Raw genomic sequence first — 15,733 nt, forward strand, 5'->3', positions numbered from 1 at the left:
GTTCATCGAAATCAAAACGCCCGCCCGTCGGCGGCGCTTTTGTCTCTTTACCCACAGGTTGTCTATGTTAACAGCTGGAGGAATATCTATAAACCCGGCTCACATGAATGCAGGTTATGACCGCATCGCGGGACTCACCGCGCGATGCGCGACAGGCGCCCCGCAAGAGAAACCCTAGGCGTCTTTCACCACGTCGGGACTCGTCGCACGCGATGCGCGATAGGCATCGGCCTCCTTGGAGACGCGTTCGAGCAGCTCGGATGTATCGACGCCCTCGACTTGCGCGACCGTTTCCACCGTCTGCATGGCGACCGCCCTCAGGTACGCGCACGCGCTGTCCCCCAGCTGCTCGAGGTCTATTTCCTCGCCGCCCTCCCGGGCAAAGCCGACCGCCATCACAAAGCCCATGATGCCCGAGACCAGAAAGCCCACCGCAAAGCTCGAATCTGCCTTGAGCTCTTCTCCGTCGGGGTGGACGATCTCTCTCACGCGGTCGATGATGATCGTATGGATGCCCTGCACAACCTGCTCGGCGGCACCCGCCCTCATGGTGATGACGATGCGCCACAGCAGGCAGCGGACGTCGCGCCGGTCGAACGCCGAAAGGTCGCCCTCGCTCGAAAAATGCCAGAGGGCATCGGTGATGAGCTCGTTATCCTGCAGCAGCTGGGCTATGGCGATGGCGACGAGTTCATCGAAATCGTGAAAATAGTAGTAAAACGTTCCGCGATTGCACTGGGCGGCGCGGGTCACCTCGCCAACCGACAGCTCGAAGATGCTGTTGTTCTCGATGAGCTCCCAAAACGCCTCGATGATACGGGTGCGTGCATCGGGCGCATCGGCGTCCTTACGCGGTCTCGCCATGCGCCTCACCGCACCCCTGCGCCTTGGCGTTCATGATGAGCATCTGAAGACGGTTCTCCACGTTGGCGAAGCTCACGTCGGGATCGTAGTCGAGCGGCAGGAACTGCGCCGTGGGATACTGCTCCTTGAGCGCATGGATGAGCCCGCGCCCCACGACATGGTTGGGCAGACACCCGAACGGCTGCAGGATCACGAAGTTGCGGCAGCCGCGCTTGGCGTGCTCGAGGATCTCCGCCGGAATCAGCACGCCCTCGCCCGCATCGAACGTATGGTGCAGGATCTTATCGCTCGCGCGCACGAGCTCGGGCATGCGCGTCGGCGGCTCGTAGAGCGGGCTCGCCGCGCCCAGGCGGTCGCAACGGTCGTGCGCGAGCTCGAACAGGTTGTCCGCCGTGGCGTACCAGGCCTTTTCGGGCAGCGACAGGTCGACGTGGAACTCGCGCGACTGCGCATGCTTGTAGAAATAGGTCTTGCGGATCACGTCGGTCATGCGCGCCTCGATGACCTCGAGCCCGTTGTCCTCGAGGTAGCGCTCGATCTCGTGGTTGGCGCCGAGATGGAAATTGAGCAGGTACTCGCCCACGATGAGAACGGTCGGATGCGGGTTCGAGCGGTCGTACGGAACGGCGTCCATGATCGCAAGCGCGCGTTTGAAGCCCGTCGCCTGGCCTCTCAGCCCGGAGCGCTCCATGCCCTCGATAACCTCATCGAGCGCGCGGTCGAACGCAGCGTCCGCCGCGCCCTTCTCGAGCTCGTAGGGACGGATGCGCCTAAGCATGGCCTCGAGGGCATCGATCATGGGAAGACCGTAGGCGATCTGGATGCTCGGGCCAAGGCCGAGCTTGAAGCCCGGATGCGCATTGTGAGCATCGACGTCGTCGTTGGTGAGCACCGGGACATAGTCGTATCCCGCGTCGTCGAGCGCGCGGCGCAGCAGGGGCATGTAGTGCGTCAGGCGGCAGTCGCCGATATACTTGCCAGTCACCACGGCGACGTCGTGCGGGTCGTACTTACCGCTCTCGAGTGCCGCGAGCGCCTCGCCGATCACGATTTGCGCGGGGAAGCAGATGTCGTTGTGCACATAGCGTTTGCCCAGGCGGATGGCATCCTCGCGCCCGATATCAAGGGCCTCGGCGCGCACGCCCTGATTGCGCATCGCCGCGGTCATGAGCCTGCAGAACGCATGGGAGGTGTTGGGGACCAGCGCGATCTTGTCGTGCCGGTCGCGCTTGGTGTACTTGACCTTATACGGGTCGTCGAGCGGATGGACCGCGTGCACCCGGGCGCCCTCGGCACGCTCCTCCGCGCGACGACGGTTGACCGACTCGATAAACGAACGCACGCGAATGCCCATGGGACCGGCGACGTCGCTCTCATCGAGCTTGATCATCATCGGAACCTTGGAGCCCATCTCGCCCATCATGCGCGCGATCTCGTCGGTGAGATATGCATCGTGGCCGCAGCCGAAGCTGCCCATCTGCACGAGCTCGAGCTCGGGCGTCGATGCGACGATGACCGCGCACGACAGCATGCGCGCATGGTAGTTGTTCACGATGTCGATGCGGCTGTTGGAAAGATCGACGTTGCAGACCCCCGGCACCGCATCGGGCGTCAGCACGGGGATGCCGCGCTCAGAGAAGAGCTTGGGCAGCCCGTGGTTGACCAGCGGGTCGTTGTGGTACGGGCGCGAAGCGATCACCACCGCGTAGCCGCCGTCCTCGCGCACGTTCTCGAGCACCTGCCTGCCGCGCAGCTGCAGCTGGTTCTCAAACGTCTCCCGCGCGCGGTCCGCCTGCTCGGTCGCCTTGGCAACCAGGTCGGCATCGATATCGAAGGTCTCCTTGCACCACGCCTTGAGCTGGCGGTTTCGGTCGCCCTCGTCGTACCAGTGGAACAGCGGCGTATCGAACGGAACGCCGAAACGCTCCTCCGGGTTATCGGAATTGCGCATCACGTAGGGGTATCCCTTTACGACGGCGCACATCCACTCGCTGGTAGAGGCGGTGTTTTCGGTGGGCACCGTCGTAATGATGGGCATGAAGATGCGGTCGACGCCGGCGTCGACGAGATTGCGGATGTGCCCGTGGACGAGCTTGGCCGGGAAGCACACGGTGTCGGATGTGACGTGCGCCAGACCGCGCTCGTACATCGCCTTGGTGCTGCGTCCCGAGACGCGCACCTTAAAGCCGAGCGTGCTGAAGAACGTCGACCAGAACGGCATGGTGTCCCAGAACTCGAGCACACGGGGAATGCCGATCGTGACATCGCGCCCCCCGCTGACGGGAACCGTGGGGTACGACTCGAACAGCAGCTTCTCGCGGTCGACAAAGAGATTGGGGGCAGCCGCGGTCCGGTCGCGCCCCGTGCCGGGTGCCTGTGCCTCGCAAGCACCCTGCGGACGCAGCTCCTCCGCCGCGGGAACCTCGCGCACGAGCTCATCCCATGAGATGGCGCCGCCGCGCGGGCAGCGATTGCCCGTGACGTAAAGCGAGCCGTCGCCAAATGCCACGACCGCGCGCTGGCAGCGGTTGTTGCACCGACGGCAGGTAACGCCGCCGAACTCGCGATGCTCGAAGCGCTCCACGGCATCGAGCCCGATAAACGACGTGCCGGCGTCGCCCTTGCGGCATTCCTCGCGCGCGAGCAGGGCGATACCGATAGCGCCCATCAGCCCCGGGTGGGGCGCACGCGTGACGGGTTTGCCCAGATACTGCTCGAATGCGCGCAGCACCGCGTCGTTTCGGAACGTGCCGCCCTGGACGACGACTTTGTCGCCCAGACGGTTGAGATTTGAAACGCGAATGACCTTGGTGAACACGTTCTCGATAATCGAACGGCAGAGACCGGCCATGATGTCGCCCGGACCCTTACCGCGCCGCTGCTCGGAAACGACGCTGCTGTTCATGAACACCGTGCAGCGGCTGCCGAGAACGGCGGGGGCTTTGGACGAAAATGCCTCGGTCGCGATATCCTCAACGGCTATTCCGAGGTTTTTGGCAAAACCCTCGAGGAACGAGCCGCAGCCCGCAGAGCACGCCTCGTTGACGACGATATCGGTCAGCACGCCGTGGTTGAGCCAGATGGCCTTCATATCCTGTCCGCCGATGTCGAGCACGAAGGTCGCATCGGGAACGCATGCGCACGCGGCGCGGGCGTGCGCGACCGTCTCGACCGTATGGTAGTCGGCGTGGAACGCGCGCGCGAAAAGCTCCTCGCCGTATCCCGTGGTGCCCACGGCATCGATCGCAAGCGTGACTCCCGCTGTCTCCCAGCGGTTCTTCAAGCTGACAAGACCCTGTTGGGCGACGTCGAGCGGTCTGCCGTTATTAGACGCGTAGAACGAATCGACAAGCTCACCCGCCTCATCGACCAGGGCGAACTTGGTCGTCGTGCTCCCCGAATCGATACCGAGCGCCACACGCACCGTCTCTCCGGGCGCATACGCATCCGGACCCTTTGCCGGCGTCTCTTTGCCATGGCGTGCCATAAAATCCGCCTGCTCGGCAGGTGTGGCAAAAAAGGGCTGGGCAAGACGTCCCTCCCCGCTTGCGGGCGCGACCGTCTCGAGCTTATCCAGCCGGACAAAAGCGTCGGGAAGGTCGATCGGTTGGGACGATGCGAACATGTCGGTCAGCGACAGGGCGGCACCGCGCGCGACCATGATCTGCGGATCGCGCGGGACGATAACCTGATCGTCCGATAGATTCAGTTGCTCCCGGAACACGCGGACCAGCGTGGGGTTGTAGGCGAGCGTACCGCCCTCGAAGATTACCGGCGGCTCGATGTCGATACCCTGGGCCAGACCGCCGATCGTTTGGCGGGCGACCGCGTGAAGCGCCGAAAGCGCCAGGTCGGTGGTAGGAATGCCCTCGTTGAGCAGCGGCTGGATATCAGTCTTTGCGTACACGCCGCAGCGGCCCGAGACCTCGTGGACGGTCGTTCCCCGGCTTGCGAGCTGCTCGAACTCGCCCGATTCGGTGCCGACCCCCATGAGCTTTGCCATCTCGTCGATAAATGCACCGGTACCGCCTGCGCACGAGCCGTTCATGCGCATGTCGGCAACCTCGATGTCTCCCTTATCGTTGGTGCGGAAGAAGATCATCTTGGCGTCTTGGCCGCCCAGCTCGATGGCGCAGCGCGTCTGCGGATAGAACCTGCTGATCGCGAGCGCGTTGGCGACCACCTCCTGAACGTACGAGGCGCCCAGCGCGGTCGCGATATCGCGCGCACCCGAGCCGGTCACCGCAACGCGCAGTGACTCATGGGGAAAGCGCTCGGCGAGCTCGCCGAGCATGGCGCGCACGCTCGCTGTCTGACACGCCCCGTGGCGGCGATATCCCCACCACGCCTCGGTCATATCCTCGTGCATCGCGTAAACTTTGGTCGTCGTCGACCCTACGTCCAGTCCTACTAGCAACGCCATAATGCTCCGTCTCTCGCATTTTTCCCGCTAGAGATATATCACTCTACGTAATACAACAGACTGTTGTATTTAAACTCCGTATAAAAAGCGGCTGCCGAAACGCTTCAGCAGCCGCCGAATGCACCAACAGATTGTTCTGCGCGCTAGCACGTCGGGCAACGGAGCAGCACGGGCCCTCCGGTCATGCGCACCGCTCACGCCCGCGATGTCGCCGAGAGAGCTATCCACGCTTAGGGCTCCAACCAAGCAAGTCGCCCGCGCTCAGCAGATCCCTAAGCGAGCTACTCGCACTCAGGAGCCATAGCCTGCTCCAAGAGCTCGGCATGCTCCTCCTCGAAAACCGTCCCCACAGGGAAGGCGCGACGGAAGACGAAGCGGGAAATCGGACCGGCTACCAAAAGGTTCCACGGCAGCGCCATCACAAAATTATGCGGGATGTTGATCATCCAGATCGCGGGCACGGAATACAGGTTCGCAAGGATGCCGCCGGGCATGTGCGTCAGACCCTCACAGGCACCGTACAGCGACATGATGATGACCATGGGAACGACCATGCAGGAGCTGACGGCGAGCGTCATGGCAAGTGGCGAGCTCTTGCCCGGCGTGACCAAGTACTTAAAGGCGAAACCCTTGGCGAGCGGGCTGGCGACGAACCAGTCGCAGCACATGGCAAAAATGTAGGCAACGGGGAAGCCGAGCCACGCAGTGGCAACGACCTCGCCGTTGATGGCCCCGTGCTGCAGGGCAACGTTGTAGATGCTCATCCAGAGCACCATGCAAAAGCACATGATAAAGGTGAACAGCAGGCTCTCTCGTTTGTTGATAGGCATAAAGGGCAGATTCCTCTCTGTGTTGTACCGCGGCGCCACGCAAGAAAAACGGGCGGGCAAGATGGAGCTGTTGGAACTTCATCTCGCCCGCCCGTGGTACGTGCGTCTGCGACTACTTATGTGGTGGAACTACCCTAACACGAACGGCGCGCGCTTCGTAAGCGTTGAGTTTATGGAGATGCAGGGCACCAATAATCCCCCTCGACCCCATAAGTTGCGGTGGAATACGGACTGTTTTGACCCTTTAAGCAGCAATTCAGTCCCTATTTCACCGCAACTCATTGGGGGTGCAAAGTAACCTGTCCCCTTTGCACCAATTAGCTGGTGTGGCGCCAGCGAGGGTCGGTGAGTGTACGTGCCACACCCAGACCAACGGGCAAAAACGCCACGATGAGCACTGCACGCACAAACCAACCGAGCATATTGACCGTGTCGAAGGTGCACATGTAATACATCGAGCGATACAGATACAAACCCGGCACCATAATGACAATCGAAGGCACCGTGAGAGCGATACGCGGGTAGGTGAGCTTGACTTCGGCCAAGCTTGCCAGCAGACCCGATACCAGCGCGCCGATAAACGCTGCTGCCTCGGGAGGCATTCCCGTGCTGAGGCCCAGGAAGGGAATCATCGTCGGCGCATCGACAAGGGTCAGACGCAGGGTATTGGACACGGCGCCGATCAACCCAGCTGCCGCGGCCATCTTTACCGGGCTGTTGAACATCACCGAGAAGCCGAATACGCCAACGAAGCTCATCACCACGCGCAGGAGCGTAAGGGCAAGCGGCGAAAGGCCCAGTGGGGCAAAGTCGTCCGGCGCCAGGCCAACACACTCGGCAACCATCCAACCTACGAGGGTCGCCATCACAATAATCGATACGGCATATGAAAGGCGCTCGATACCGCTTCGCATGTCGAGCTTAGCGATGTCGAGGCCTGCCGTAATGAGTGGAAAGCCGGGAATCACAAAGAGCATGGCGCCGATATAGCCTTCTTGGTGCGACATTGCCCCCGGTATGACCTGGCCAAGGCCGAGCAATGCCAGCAGATACGAAACGCAAGCGAGCGCAACGCCGGTCGTCAGCGCGCTGAACTGACCAAGGCCTTGCTTGAGAATATGGGAGCGGGCAAAGTTGCCGACACCCGCGCCCACGAACGCGCAGGCCATCTCGATAGGGCCGCCGCCGAGCAAAAAAACGAAGGCGCCACAGGCGCAGGCCGCCGCAAGGCCCTGTTGCCAAGGCGCGTAATCAGGTTTTGAACTCTCAACGGTCTTGAGCATCTCGTGATACTCGTGCACCGTGAAGCGACGACCATAGGTCTCGATTTCCTTGAGGAAACTCTCCATCATCCAAATGCGATGGGTATTGACGCCCGTTGTGGGCAAGCTGACGACCTCATTAAAGCAGTGACCATCTTCGATGCAGGTGCACTCAAACGACAGAAGACTTAAGTCAACGTGGATGGTGACACCGAGTACGGCGGCAACACGATTCATGGTATCGCGCACGCGCCAGGCACCCGTTCCGCTTGCCAGCATAAGCATGCCGGTGCGGCAGATGATGGATGATTTATCGGTGAGCGGCGCATCGACGGCAAGCTCATCGCCTGCCGTCACGATCTGGTGCCAGTCAGTTTTCATATGGAGCGCGCCGGCACGAACGCCGTGGTGCATGGGGGCTCTCGAAAGCAGCGAGTTAAGGCGCGAAGGCTGTGAGGGCTCCGCCGATTCGCCCTCGTCCTCGTCGGGCTCTTCATCGACCAGATCAAAGGAATCAAGCGGCGCTGGCTCGCGACGGTCGATCAGCTCCTCGTCCTCATCATCAAAGTAGTTGAACTGATCGAGCATGTCCTCTTCGATTGCGCGCTCGCTCGCGTCGTCCATCCCGGTGCTCCCTTCCTATCGACTAACCCCCATCCTAGACAGCGACGGCTAAAGGAAACATAAAAGAGACGGCTGTCATGCGAGCCATGCGCGCAATAGCCGTTGGATAGTCGTTTAAGAGCGTCCCTAATGACTACATCGATGTTCTAAGTATCAATCAAGTCAACGCCGCAGGTAGAGGACGGACAGCGAGCGACGTCCAGGGCGAACAAGTTGGCATGAAAAAGGCAAGGCATAGACCTTCTGGTCATGCCTTGCCTTTTGAATGACAAATTGTCGCCCTGGGCGGCGCGCAGCGTCAACTGGTTACGCGGTTCGTAGAACCGCGTAACCCCCTAGTACATCTTTGCGCCGGCGGGGATGGAGGCGTCGAGCTGGATCAGGTTGAGGCGCTCCTCACCATCCTCCTCGTGGATGGCACTGATGAGCATGCCGCAGCTGGGGATGCCCATCATCTTGCGCGGAGGCAGGTTGGTGATGGCGAGCAAGGTCTTGCCGACCAGGTCCTCGGGCTCGTAATAAGCGTGAATACCGGAGAGGATGGTGCGGTCGGTACCGGTACCGTCGTCGAGCGTAAAGTTCAGCAGCTTCTTGGACTTCTTGACGGCCTCGCATGCCTTGACCTTCACAGCGCGGAAGTCGCTCTTGGAGAAGGTATCAAAGTCGACGAACTCCTCAAACAGCGGCTCAACGGCGATCTTGGAGTAATCGAGCGTGGGCTTAAGCGACTTAACGAACGGGCTCGCGGCGTTGCCGGCCTCGGCAGCCTTGGCGGCAGCGGCACCGGACTGGAAACCCTTCTCGGGCTTCATGTGCGGGAACAGCAGCACGTCGCGGATAGAAGCCTGGTTGGTAAGCAGCATGACCACGCGGTCGATACCAATGCCAATGCCGCCCGCGGGAGGCATACCGTACTCGAGGGCGCGCACGTAGTCCTCGTCGTACTCCATGGCCTCGTCGTCACCGCCGGCCTTCTCGGCCATCTGAGCGGCAAAGCGCTCGGCCTGGTCGACCGGGTCGTTGAGCTCGGAGAACGCGTTGGCGTACTCGTGACCGGCAATAACCAGCTCAAAGCGGTGCGTCAGGCGCGGGTCGTCCTCAAAGCGCTTGGCAAGCGGGCTGACCTCGATGGGGTAATCGCACACGAACGTCGGGTTGACGATGGTGTCCTCGCCCAGCTCATCGTAAATCTCGGCGATGATCTTGCCAGCAGTCCACTCGGGCTTGATCTCCAGGCCCTTCTCGCGCGCGGCGGCAGCAAGCTCCTCGACCGGCGTGTCGATGGTGACCTGCTTGCCGAGCACGTCGGAGACGATGTCGGTCATGGGACGGCTGGCCCACTCACCAGAAAGGTCGATGGTCTGGCCCTGGTACTCGATGACCTCGGGGTTGCCGATGGCCTTGTTAGCCGCCTTAATGACACCCTGGGCGAGCGCCTTCATGCCCTCGAGGTCTGAGAAGGCACGGTAGGCCTCCATCGTGGTGAACTCGGGGTTGTGGGTAAGGTCCATGCCCTCGTTACGGAAGATGCGGCCGATCTCGAACACGCGCTCAAAACCACCGACGATGCAGCGCTTGAGATGGAGCTCGGTGGCAATACGCAGGTAGCACTCCTGATCGAGCGCGTTGAAGTGGGTAATGAACGGCTTGGCGGTAGCGCCGCCCTGGATGGTCTGCAGGATGGGGGTCTCGACCTCCATGTAACCGTCGGACTCCATAAAGCGACGGAAGGTAGAGAGAATCTGCGAACGCTTACGGAAGGTCTCGCGAACGTCGTCGTTGGCGATCAGGTCGACATAGCGCTGGCGATAGCGGGTCTCCTTGTCGGAAAGACCGTGGAACTTCTCGGGCAGTGGACGAACGGCCTTGGAAAGCAGGGTCGCGCTCTTAGGGGCAACGGAAAGCTGGCCGCGCTGGGTGCGCACGACCACGCCGGTCACGCCCAGGATGTCGCCCAGGTCGAGGGCCTTGAGCGTATTCCAGGCAGCCTCGTCCATGTCGTTGATGCGGCAGAACAGCTGAATCTCGGCAGTCGCATCGCGCACGACGATGAACATTATCTTGCCCTGGCCGCGCTTGGCGACCACGCGGCCGGCGATCTTCACGACGTCCTCGGTGTCCTCGCCATCGGCAAGCTCGGCGTACTTAGTCTCGATATCGGCGACGTAGTCCTCAAGCTCAGAGTGCTCGGGATAGGGGTTCTGGCCCGCCTCGAACAGGGCGGCGCGCTTGGCCAGGCGGGTGGCGCGCTCGTCGTTGAGCGTCGATGCCTGATCGGCGGCGTTCTGGTTCTCTGCCATAAGTTAGCTCCTCAAACTAAAACGCTCCCCAGGATTCGGTCCCAGGGAGCGAAAACATACCTTTACGCGGGACCGTGGTCTAGCGTGCGATCTTGGCGATGGTGTAGACGCGAGTCTTGCCGGAAGGCGTAACGACCTCGACGGAGTCGCCCTCGCCGTGACCGATGATGGCGTGACCGACCGGAGACTCGTTGGAAATCTTGTGCTCGAGCGAGTTGGTCTCGGTGGTACCGACGAGCGTGACTTCCATGACCTCGCCGTTGGGATCAATCAGCGAAACGGTGGAACCGATGGAGACGGTCAGGTCGCCCGTGGTGGCAGCAACCTGAGCGTTGGCGAGGATGGCCTGGATCTCGGCAATACGAGCGGCGTTCTGGGCCTGCTTGTCCTTAGCGGCGTCGTACTCGGAGTTCTCCGAAAGGTCGCCGAACGCGCGGGCTTCCTTGATGTCCTCGACGATCTCCTTGGCGTAATCGCCCTCACGCCAAGCGAGCTCCTCGACGAGCTTCTGGCGGCCCTCAGCGGTCAGTACGATCTGGCTTGCGTCCATACGGATATCTCCCCAACTCTGATCAAACAATCAACTGTCAACAAAACGAAAAAGACCGGCTAGCCTGCGGGCAAGCCGGTCAGGTGCTCACCCCAAAGGGATGGGACTACTCTGCGTCCGCGTCGCTGTCCTCTGCCTGCTTCTTCTTGGCAGCAGCGAGCTTGGCCTCGAGCTCAGCGATCTCCTTGTCCTCCTCGGACTGCTCGACCACGACCTCCTCGGCCTGCTTGGTCTCGGCCTTATCGTCGCCCTCCATACCCTCACGGATATTCTTGACGGTAGAGCCGAGGGACTTGCCGAGCTTCGGCAGGTTCTTGGGCCCGAAGATAATCAGGACAACGACGAGAATAATGATGAGCTCAGGAGCCCTCAGTCCAAACATGTAGACCTCCACAATACAGCGAGACAAGCTCGAATGAGTATACCGCGGGTATCGCGGTATCACAACACTAGCTAAAAAAAGGGACCGCAAGAAGCGGTCCCTCCTCATGCTCTGGTCGGGTTGACTGGATTTGAACCAGCGACCCCTGCGTCCCGAACGCAGTGCTCTACCAAACTGAGCCACAACCCGTTAGCTCGACTATAGTAACAAAGATTTTCGCCGCGTGCTAGAGAAATTTTTATTTCTTTGGCGCGTCGATTTGAACCGTGTTGGGAATAAGCTCAGTCGCGCAGGACCACCAGCCGTTTTGCTGGGCAGCGTCGGCAAGCCTTTCGGCCATGTCGGCGGTGTCGCAAATGGCAAACGAGCAGGCACCCGATCCGCACACATCTACAGCAACGGTGCCGTCCTGTTTACGCAGCCAGTCGAGGACCGTTTGAATCTGCGGCTCCATCTGTGCGGAAATGACACCCAGGTTGTTATGGATGAGTGCATATGCCGTCTCGGCATCACCAGCACGCAAGGCAGAAGCTATCGCGCCGGGCTTGTCCGCAGGCACCGGGGCCTCGTCAAAACGTCGATAGGCCTCAATTGTCGAAACGCTCGCCTCGCGCGGCTTGACCAACACGACGGGCGTTGCGGGCAGCGCGGGGTACTCAGTTGCCAGCACGTCTCCTCCACCTACGTAGAACGCAGGGCTCGCATGCAAAAAGAACGGGACGTCAGCACCAATGCCGCGCGCGATGTCGTCGAGCGCGGGGTCGGTGCGATCAATTCCCCAGAGCTCCGCCAAGGCGACAATGACCGCGGCCGCATCCGTCGAGGGGCCGCCCAAGCCGGCGCACAATGGAATGCGCTTCTCAATCGTCACGCAGATGTTTGCCTCGCGACCATAATGCTCGGCCATAGCAACCGCAGCCCGATACGCCGTATTCTTTTGCATGGGAAAATCTGATGCCGGAACCGTCTGAACGGCCAGCGCCTGTGCCGGCGTGACCGTCACGGTATCGGAAAGACCGACGGCTGCCATCAGGGAATCGACCCTGTGGTAGCCGCGGTCATCGCGCTCGGTATGAACCCCCAAGTAGAGGTTAATCTTTGCCGGCGCGGAAAGAGTCAGGGACCGATCGGTCACCGTTAGTGCTCCTCGAGCTGATTGCCGAGCGGGGTAAAGATATGCTCGCCGCTCTCAGGGTCGAACAGCTCGACCTGACCGGTGAGGACATCGATATACTGGTAGGACTGACGCGACTTGCGGCCGCGGCGCTCGTCAACCTCGACGATAAAGACGGCGGGGTGGACGCTCTTGATGGTGCCCATGCGCTCGACAACGCGGGTGCGGCCCATGTTGGCCTTAACCTTGACGCGATCGCCCACCATATCGGTCAGCTTCTCGTGGATGTCGTCGACGTGATTGACTTCCATCTCTTCCATGAACAGGGCCTCCAGAAGGTGCAATTCAAAAAGGGGATAATACCCCTAAGATAGACAAAACTCTAATACTATAGCACCCTGCTGCCGCCATACGCAAGTAGCTTAAAAAGCCCGGTCCCAAATTGACTACTTACAGACTATCGGTGTCCAAGACGATGGTGAACGGACCGTCGTTGACAAGATCGACTTTCATATCGGCGCCGAAGATGCCATGTGCTACTTGCTCGACGTCCTCGCGCACAAGCGTCAAGAAGTACTCGTAGAGCTCGTTGGCGACATCGGGCGCGCCGGCATCCGTAAACGACGGACGGCGGCCGTGGCGGCAGTCGGCAAACAGCGTGAACTGCGATACCACGAGTACCTCACCGTCGACATCGGCCAGTGCCAAATTGGTCTTGCCGTTCTCATCCTCGTTGATGCGCAGGCCGCGGAGCTTGCCCCACAGCTTGTCGGCCTCGGCACGCGTATCGCCGTGGCCCACGCCCAGCAGCACCAGGTAGCCGCGTCCAATGCGGCCCACGCACTCGCCGTCGACCGTCACGCCGGCGTTGAGCACGCGCTGCACCACCGCACGCACGGTCTACTCCTCGCCCGTCAGTTTGGCGGACAGATGCTCGAGCGCGTGGAAACGATGGCTGATGGCGTTTTTCTCGTCAGCCGTCAGCTCGGCCATGGTCTTGCCCGGCGTGTCGACCGGCAGGAACAGCGGGTCATAGCCAAAACCATGGTCGCCGCGGCCCTCGTGCGCGATAACGCCCTCGCAGGCGCCCTCGCCATAGGTAACCAGACCATCCGTGTCGATGAGCACAACGACGCTCATAAAGCGCGCGGTGCGATCCTCGTCGGCCACGCCATCCAGATTCACGAGCAGCTTGGCGTTGTTGGCGGCATCGTCGCCGTGAACGCCCGCATAGCGCGCGCTATACACGCCCGGCTCGCCGCCCAGCGCGTCGACGACCAGGCCGGAATCGTCGGCGATGGCCATAAGGCCCGTCTCCTCGACCGCAGCCTGCGCCTTGATGATGGCGTTCTCCAAAAACGTCGTGCCGTTTTCCTCGGGGTCCTCAAAATCGCCCAGCTGACCAAGCGCCACAAAGCGTACCTCGGGCATGACCTTGCCCAAAATGGCCTCAATCTCGGTGAGCTTATGGGCGTTGCCGGTTGCCACGACGATGGTCGCCGCCGGGTCGAGGGTGTCGATGTCAATCTTCTCAAGTGCCATGACTGGCCTCCTTGTCTCTATATCAATGCCGCGCCGAGGGCAACGAGGGCCTCCGCCTCTCCCCTCTCAATCAACGGCAGTCTTGTGTCTAGACGTTTCCGCAGATAAAGCCTGCCAAAATAAACCTGTCCCTTTTTGGCAGGTTAGGCGATGACTTGGCGCTGAAGCTCGATGAGCTCGGCGATACCCTTGTCGCCCAGGTCGAGCAGGACGTTGAGGCGTTTGCGGTCGAAGGGCGCCTGCTCGCCGGTGCCCTGGAGCTCGATCATCTCACCGGCGTCGGTGGCGACGAGGTTCATGTCGACCTCGGCATGGCTGTCCTCGGAATAATCCAAGTCGAGCAGGGTGTTGCCGTCGACAACGCCCATGGAAATGGCAGCCACCTGGCCGATAAGCGGGATGCGCTCGATCTTGCCCGCCTCGACCCACATGGCAAGGGCGTCGTGCAGTGCCACCCAGGCGCCGGTAATGCTCGCCGTTCGCGTGCCGCCGTCTGCCTGAATCACGTCGCAGTCGACGGTAACGGTGTACTCGCCGAGTGCCTTCATATTGACGACGGTACGCAGGCTGCGACCGATGAGGCGCTCGATCTCCATGGAGCGGCCCTTGCGGTTGGCATGCTCGCGCTTGCAGCGCTTGCCGGTCGACGCCGGCAGCATGGCGTATTCCGCAGTCACCCAGCCGGCCTTGGCGCCCTTTCGCCAGCCCGGCACGCCCTCCTCGATAGTGGCGGCGCACAGCACGCGCGTGTCGCCGAACTCGGCCAAACACGAGCCGTGGGCGTGCTTCATGACGCCACGGGTGAGCTTAACGGGGCGTAACTCGTTGGCGGCGCGACCGTTGGCGCGGTTGACCTGCATATACTCCATAGAAATATCCTTTCGGCAAAAGATGAAAGTGAGCCTTTGGTCGGTGACCTTGTATCTATTTCAGTTCGTCGATATCGATATGTTCGATGCTCTTGAGCGGCTGACCAAAGATAAAGCTGCCCGCCACCGCAAACTCGGCAATATTATCGGCCGTCGTTGCAAAACGATGTTGCGGCTCGGCTGCGTCGCCCGCCAGCTGCTCGCGGCGCGTGAGGATATCGGTCAGCTCGCGCGTGGTCTCCTCGGCGGAACTCACGACGCGCACCCCAGGCCCCAGTGCATGGCGGATAGGTCCCACCAACAGCGGGAAATGCGTACAGCCAAGCACCACGGTATCGATACCGTGGTCGCGCAGCGGCTCAACCGTGGCACCCACCAGCGCACGCACGGCAGGCGTATCGAAGATGTCCTCGTTCTCAAGCCACTGTTCCTGCAGATGTGCACCCGAGGCGAGCTCGTGTTCGACAACCTCGACAAAGCTCGAGGCAGGACAGCCGTATACATCGACGCCGGCATCCAGATCCTGAATGGCGCGCGTGTAGGCGCCCGAGCGAATGGTGAGGTTGGTGGCGAGCACGCCCACGCGACGCGTACGCGTGCTGTTGATTGCTGCACGGGCACCCGGCGCGATCACACCGATCACGGGAACGTCGAGCACCTGCTGGGCCAGACGCAAGGCCGCAGCGGTCGCCGTGTTGCAGGCGATGACCATAATCTTGACGTCGTGCTTCGAAAGCCAACGACCCGCCTGCAACGCAAACGAGCGCACCTCATCCTCGGTGCGGGTGCCGTAGGGGCAGCGCTTGGTGTCGCCAAAGTAGTAGACGGACTCGTGCGGCAGCGCCGTCGCAATCGCGCGCGCAACCGTCAGACCGCCCAAACCAGAATCGAACACGCCAATCGGGCGCGTGTCGCCTGCCGGATTCTCGATATCGGACATTACCTCACCAGTCTCTCTCGAAAAGACATGTCC

At 61.4% G+C, this 15,733-nt stretch carries 13 protein-coding genes and 1 tRNA gene; all 14 read right to left on the minus strand.

Annotation, left to right across the window (positions count from 1 at the left end; all coding sequences use genetic code 11):
• Positions 1-174 precede the first annotated feature (174 nt).
• The 14 genes from HMPREF9463_RS10430 to murI all read right to left on the minus strand — a co-directional run bounded on the left by HMPREF9463_RS10430 (position 175) and on the right by murI (position 15,700).
• Positions 175-864, minus strand: a complete 690-nt coding sequence (locus HMPREF9463_RS10430) for a TetR/AcrR family transcriptional regulator (protein WP_052044084.1) — start codon at positions 862-864, stop codon at positions 175-177.
• Positions 848-5,287, minus strand: a complete 4,440-nt coding sequence (locus HMPREF9463_RS04970; RefSeq protein WP_035137551.1) for an acyl-CoA dehydratase activase — start codon at positions 5,285-5,287, stop codon at positions 848-850. The genes HMPREF9463_RS10430 and HMPREF9463_RS04970 overlap by 17 nt, the downstream gene beginning before the upstream one ends.
• Before the next feature lie 281 nt (positions 5,288-5,568).
• Positions 5,569-6,117: a hypothetical protein gene (locus tag HMPREF9463_RS04975; protein WP_022094319.1), complete on the minus strand. Its 549-nt coding sequence runs from the start codon at positions 6,115-6,117 to the stop codon at positions 5,569-5,571.
• 317 nt (positions 6,118-6,434) lie between these two features.
• Positions 6,435-8,003 carry a threonine/serine exporter family protein gene (locus HMPREF9463_RS04980; protein WP_198019925.1) on the minus strand — a complete coding sequence of 523 codons (1,569 nt, stop codon included), beginning with the start codon at positions 8,001-8,003 and terminating at the stop codon, positions 6,435-6,437.
• 335 nt (positions 8,004-8,338) lie between these two features.
• Positions 8,339-10,303: a lysine--tRNA ligase gene (gene lysS, locus HMPREF9463_RS04985; protein WP_035137552.1), complete on the minus strand. Its 1,965-nt coding sequence runs from the start codon at positions 10,301-10,303 to the stop codon at positions 8,339-8,341.
• 79 nt (positions 10,304-10,382) lie between these two features.
• Positions 10,383-10,853: a transcription elongation factor GreA gene (greA, locus tag HMPREF9463_RS04990; protein ID WP_006234960.1), complete on the minus strand. Its 471-nt coding sequence runs from the start codon at positions 10,851-10,853 to the stop codon at positions 10,383-10,385.
• 106 nt (positions 10,854-10,959) lie between these two features.
• Positions 10,960-11,235 carry a twin-arginine translocase TatA/TatE family subunit gene (tatA, locus tag HMPREF9463_RS04995; protein WP_022094895.1) on the minus strand — a complete coding sequence of 92 codons (276 nt, stop codon included), beginning with the start codon at positions 11,233-11,235 and terminating at the stop codon, positions 10,960-10,962.
• A gap of 112 nt (positions 11,236-11,347) precedes the next feature.
• Positions 11,348-11,424: transfer RNA gene (locus tag HMPREF9463_RS05000), tRNA-Pro, on the minus strand.
• 49 nt (positions 11,425-11,473) lie between these two features.
• Complete coding sequence (gene ispE / locus HMPREF9463_RS05005) at positions 11,474-12,370, minus strand: 4-(cytidine 5'-diphospho)-2-C-methyl-D-erythritol kinase (protein WP_052044085.1); 897 nt, start codon at positions 12,368-12,370, stop codon at positions 11,474-11,476.
• Positions 12,371-12,372: 2 nt separating this feature from the next.
• Positions 12,373-12,669, minus strand: coding sequence for a Veg family protein (locus tag HMPREF9463_RS05010; RefSeq protein WP_006234957.1), 297 nt, complete (start codon positions 12,667-12,669; stop codon positions 12,373-12,375).
• A gap of 130 nt (positions 12,670-12,799) precedes the next feature.
• A complete protein-coding gene (gene dtd / locus HMPREF9463_RS05015; protein ID WP_035137554.1) occupies positions 12,800-13,246 on the minus strand; it encodes a D-aminoacyl-tRNA deacylase in 447 nt (148 codons plus the stop codon).
• A 3-nt stretch (positions 13,247-13,249) separates the two neighbouring features.
• Positions 13,250-13,891, minus strand: coding sequence for an RdgB/HAM1 family non-canonical purine NTP pyrophosphatase (gene rdgB, locus HMPREF9463_RS05020; protein WP_035137555.1), 642 nt, complete (start codon positions 13,889-13,891; stop codon positions 13,250-13,252).
• A gap of 143 nt (positions 13,892-14,034) precedes the next feature.
• Entirely contained in the window at positions 14,035-14,760 is a 726-nt protein-coding gene (gene rph / locus HMPREF9463_RS05025; RefSeq protein WP_035137556.1) for a ribonuclease PH, read from the minus strand.
• A 55-nt stretch (positions 14,761-14,815) separates the two neighbouring features.
• Complete coding sequence (murI, locus tag HMPREF9463_RS05030) at positions 14,816-15,700, minus strand: glutamate racemase (RefSeq protein ID WP_035137557.1); 885 nt, start codon at positions 15,698-15,700, stop codon at positions 14,816-14,818.
• Between the last annotated feature and the right edge of the window lie 33 nt (positions 15,701-15,733).

The organism is Collinsella sp. 4_8_47FAA, assembly GCF_000763055.1.
Taxonomy (GTDB): Bacteria; Actinomycetota; Coriobacteriia; order Coriobacteriales; family Coriobacteriaceae; genus Collinsella.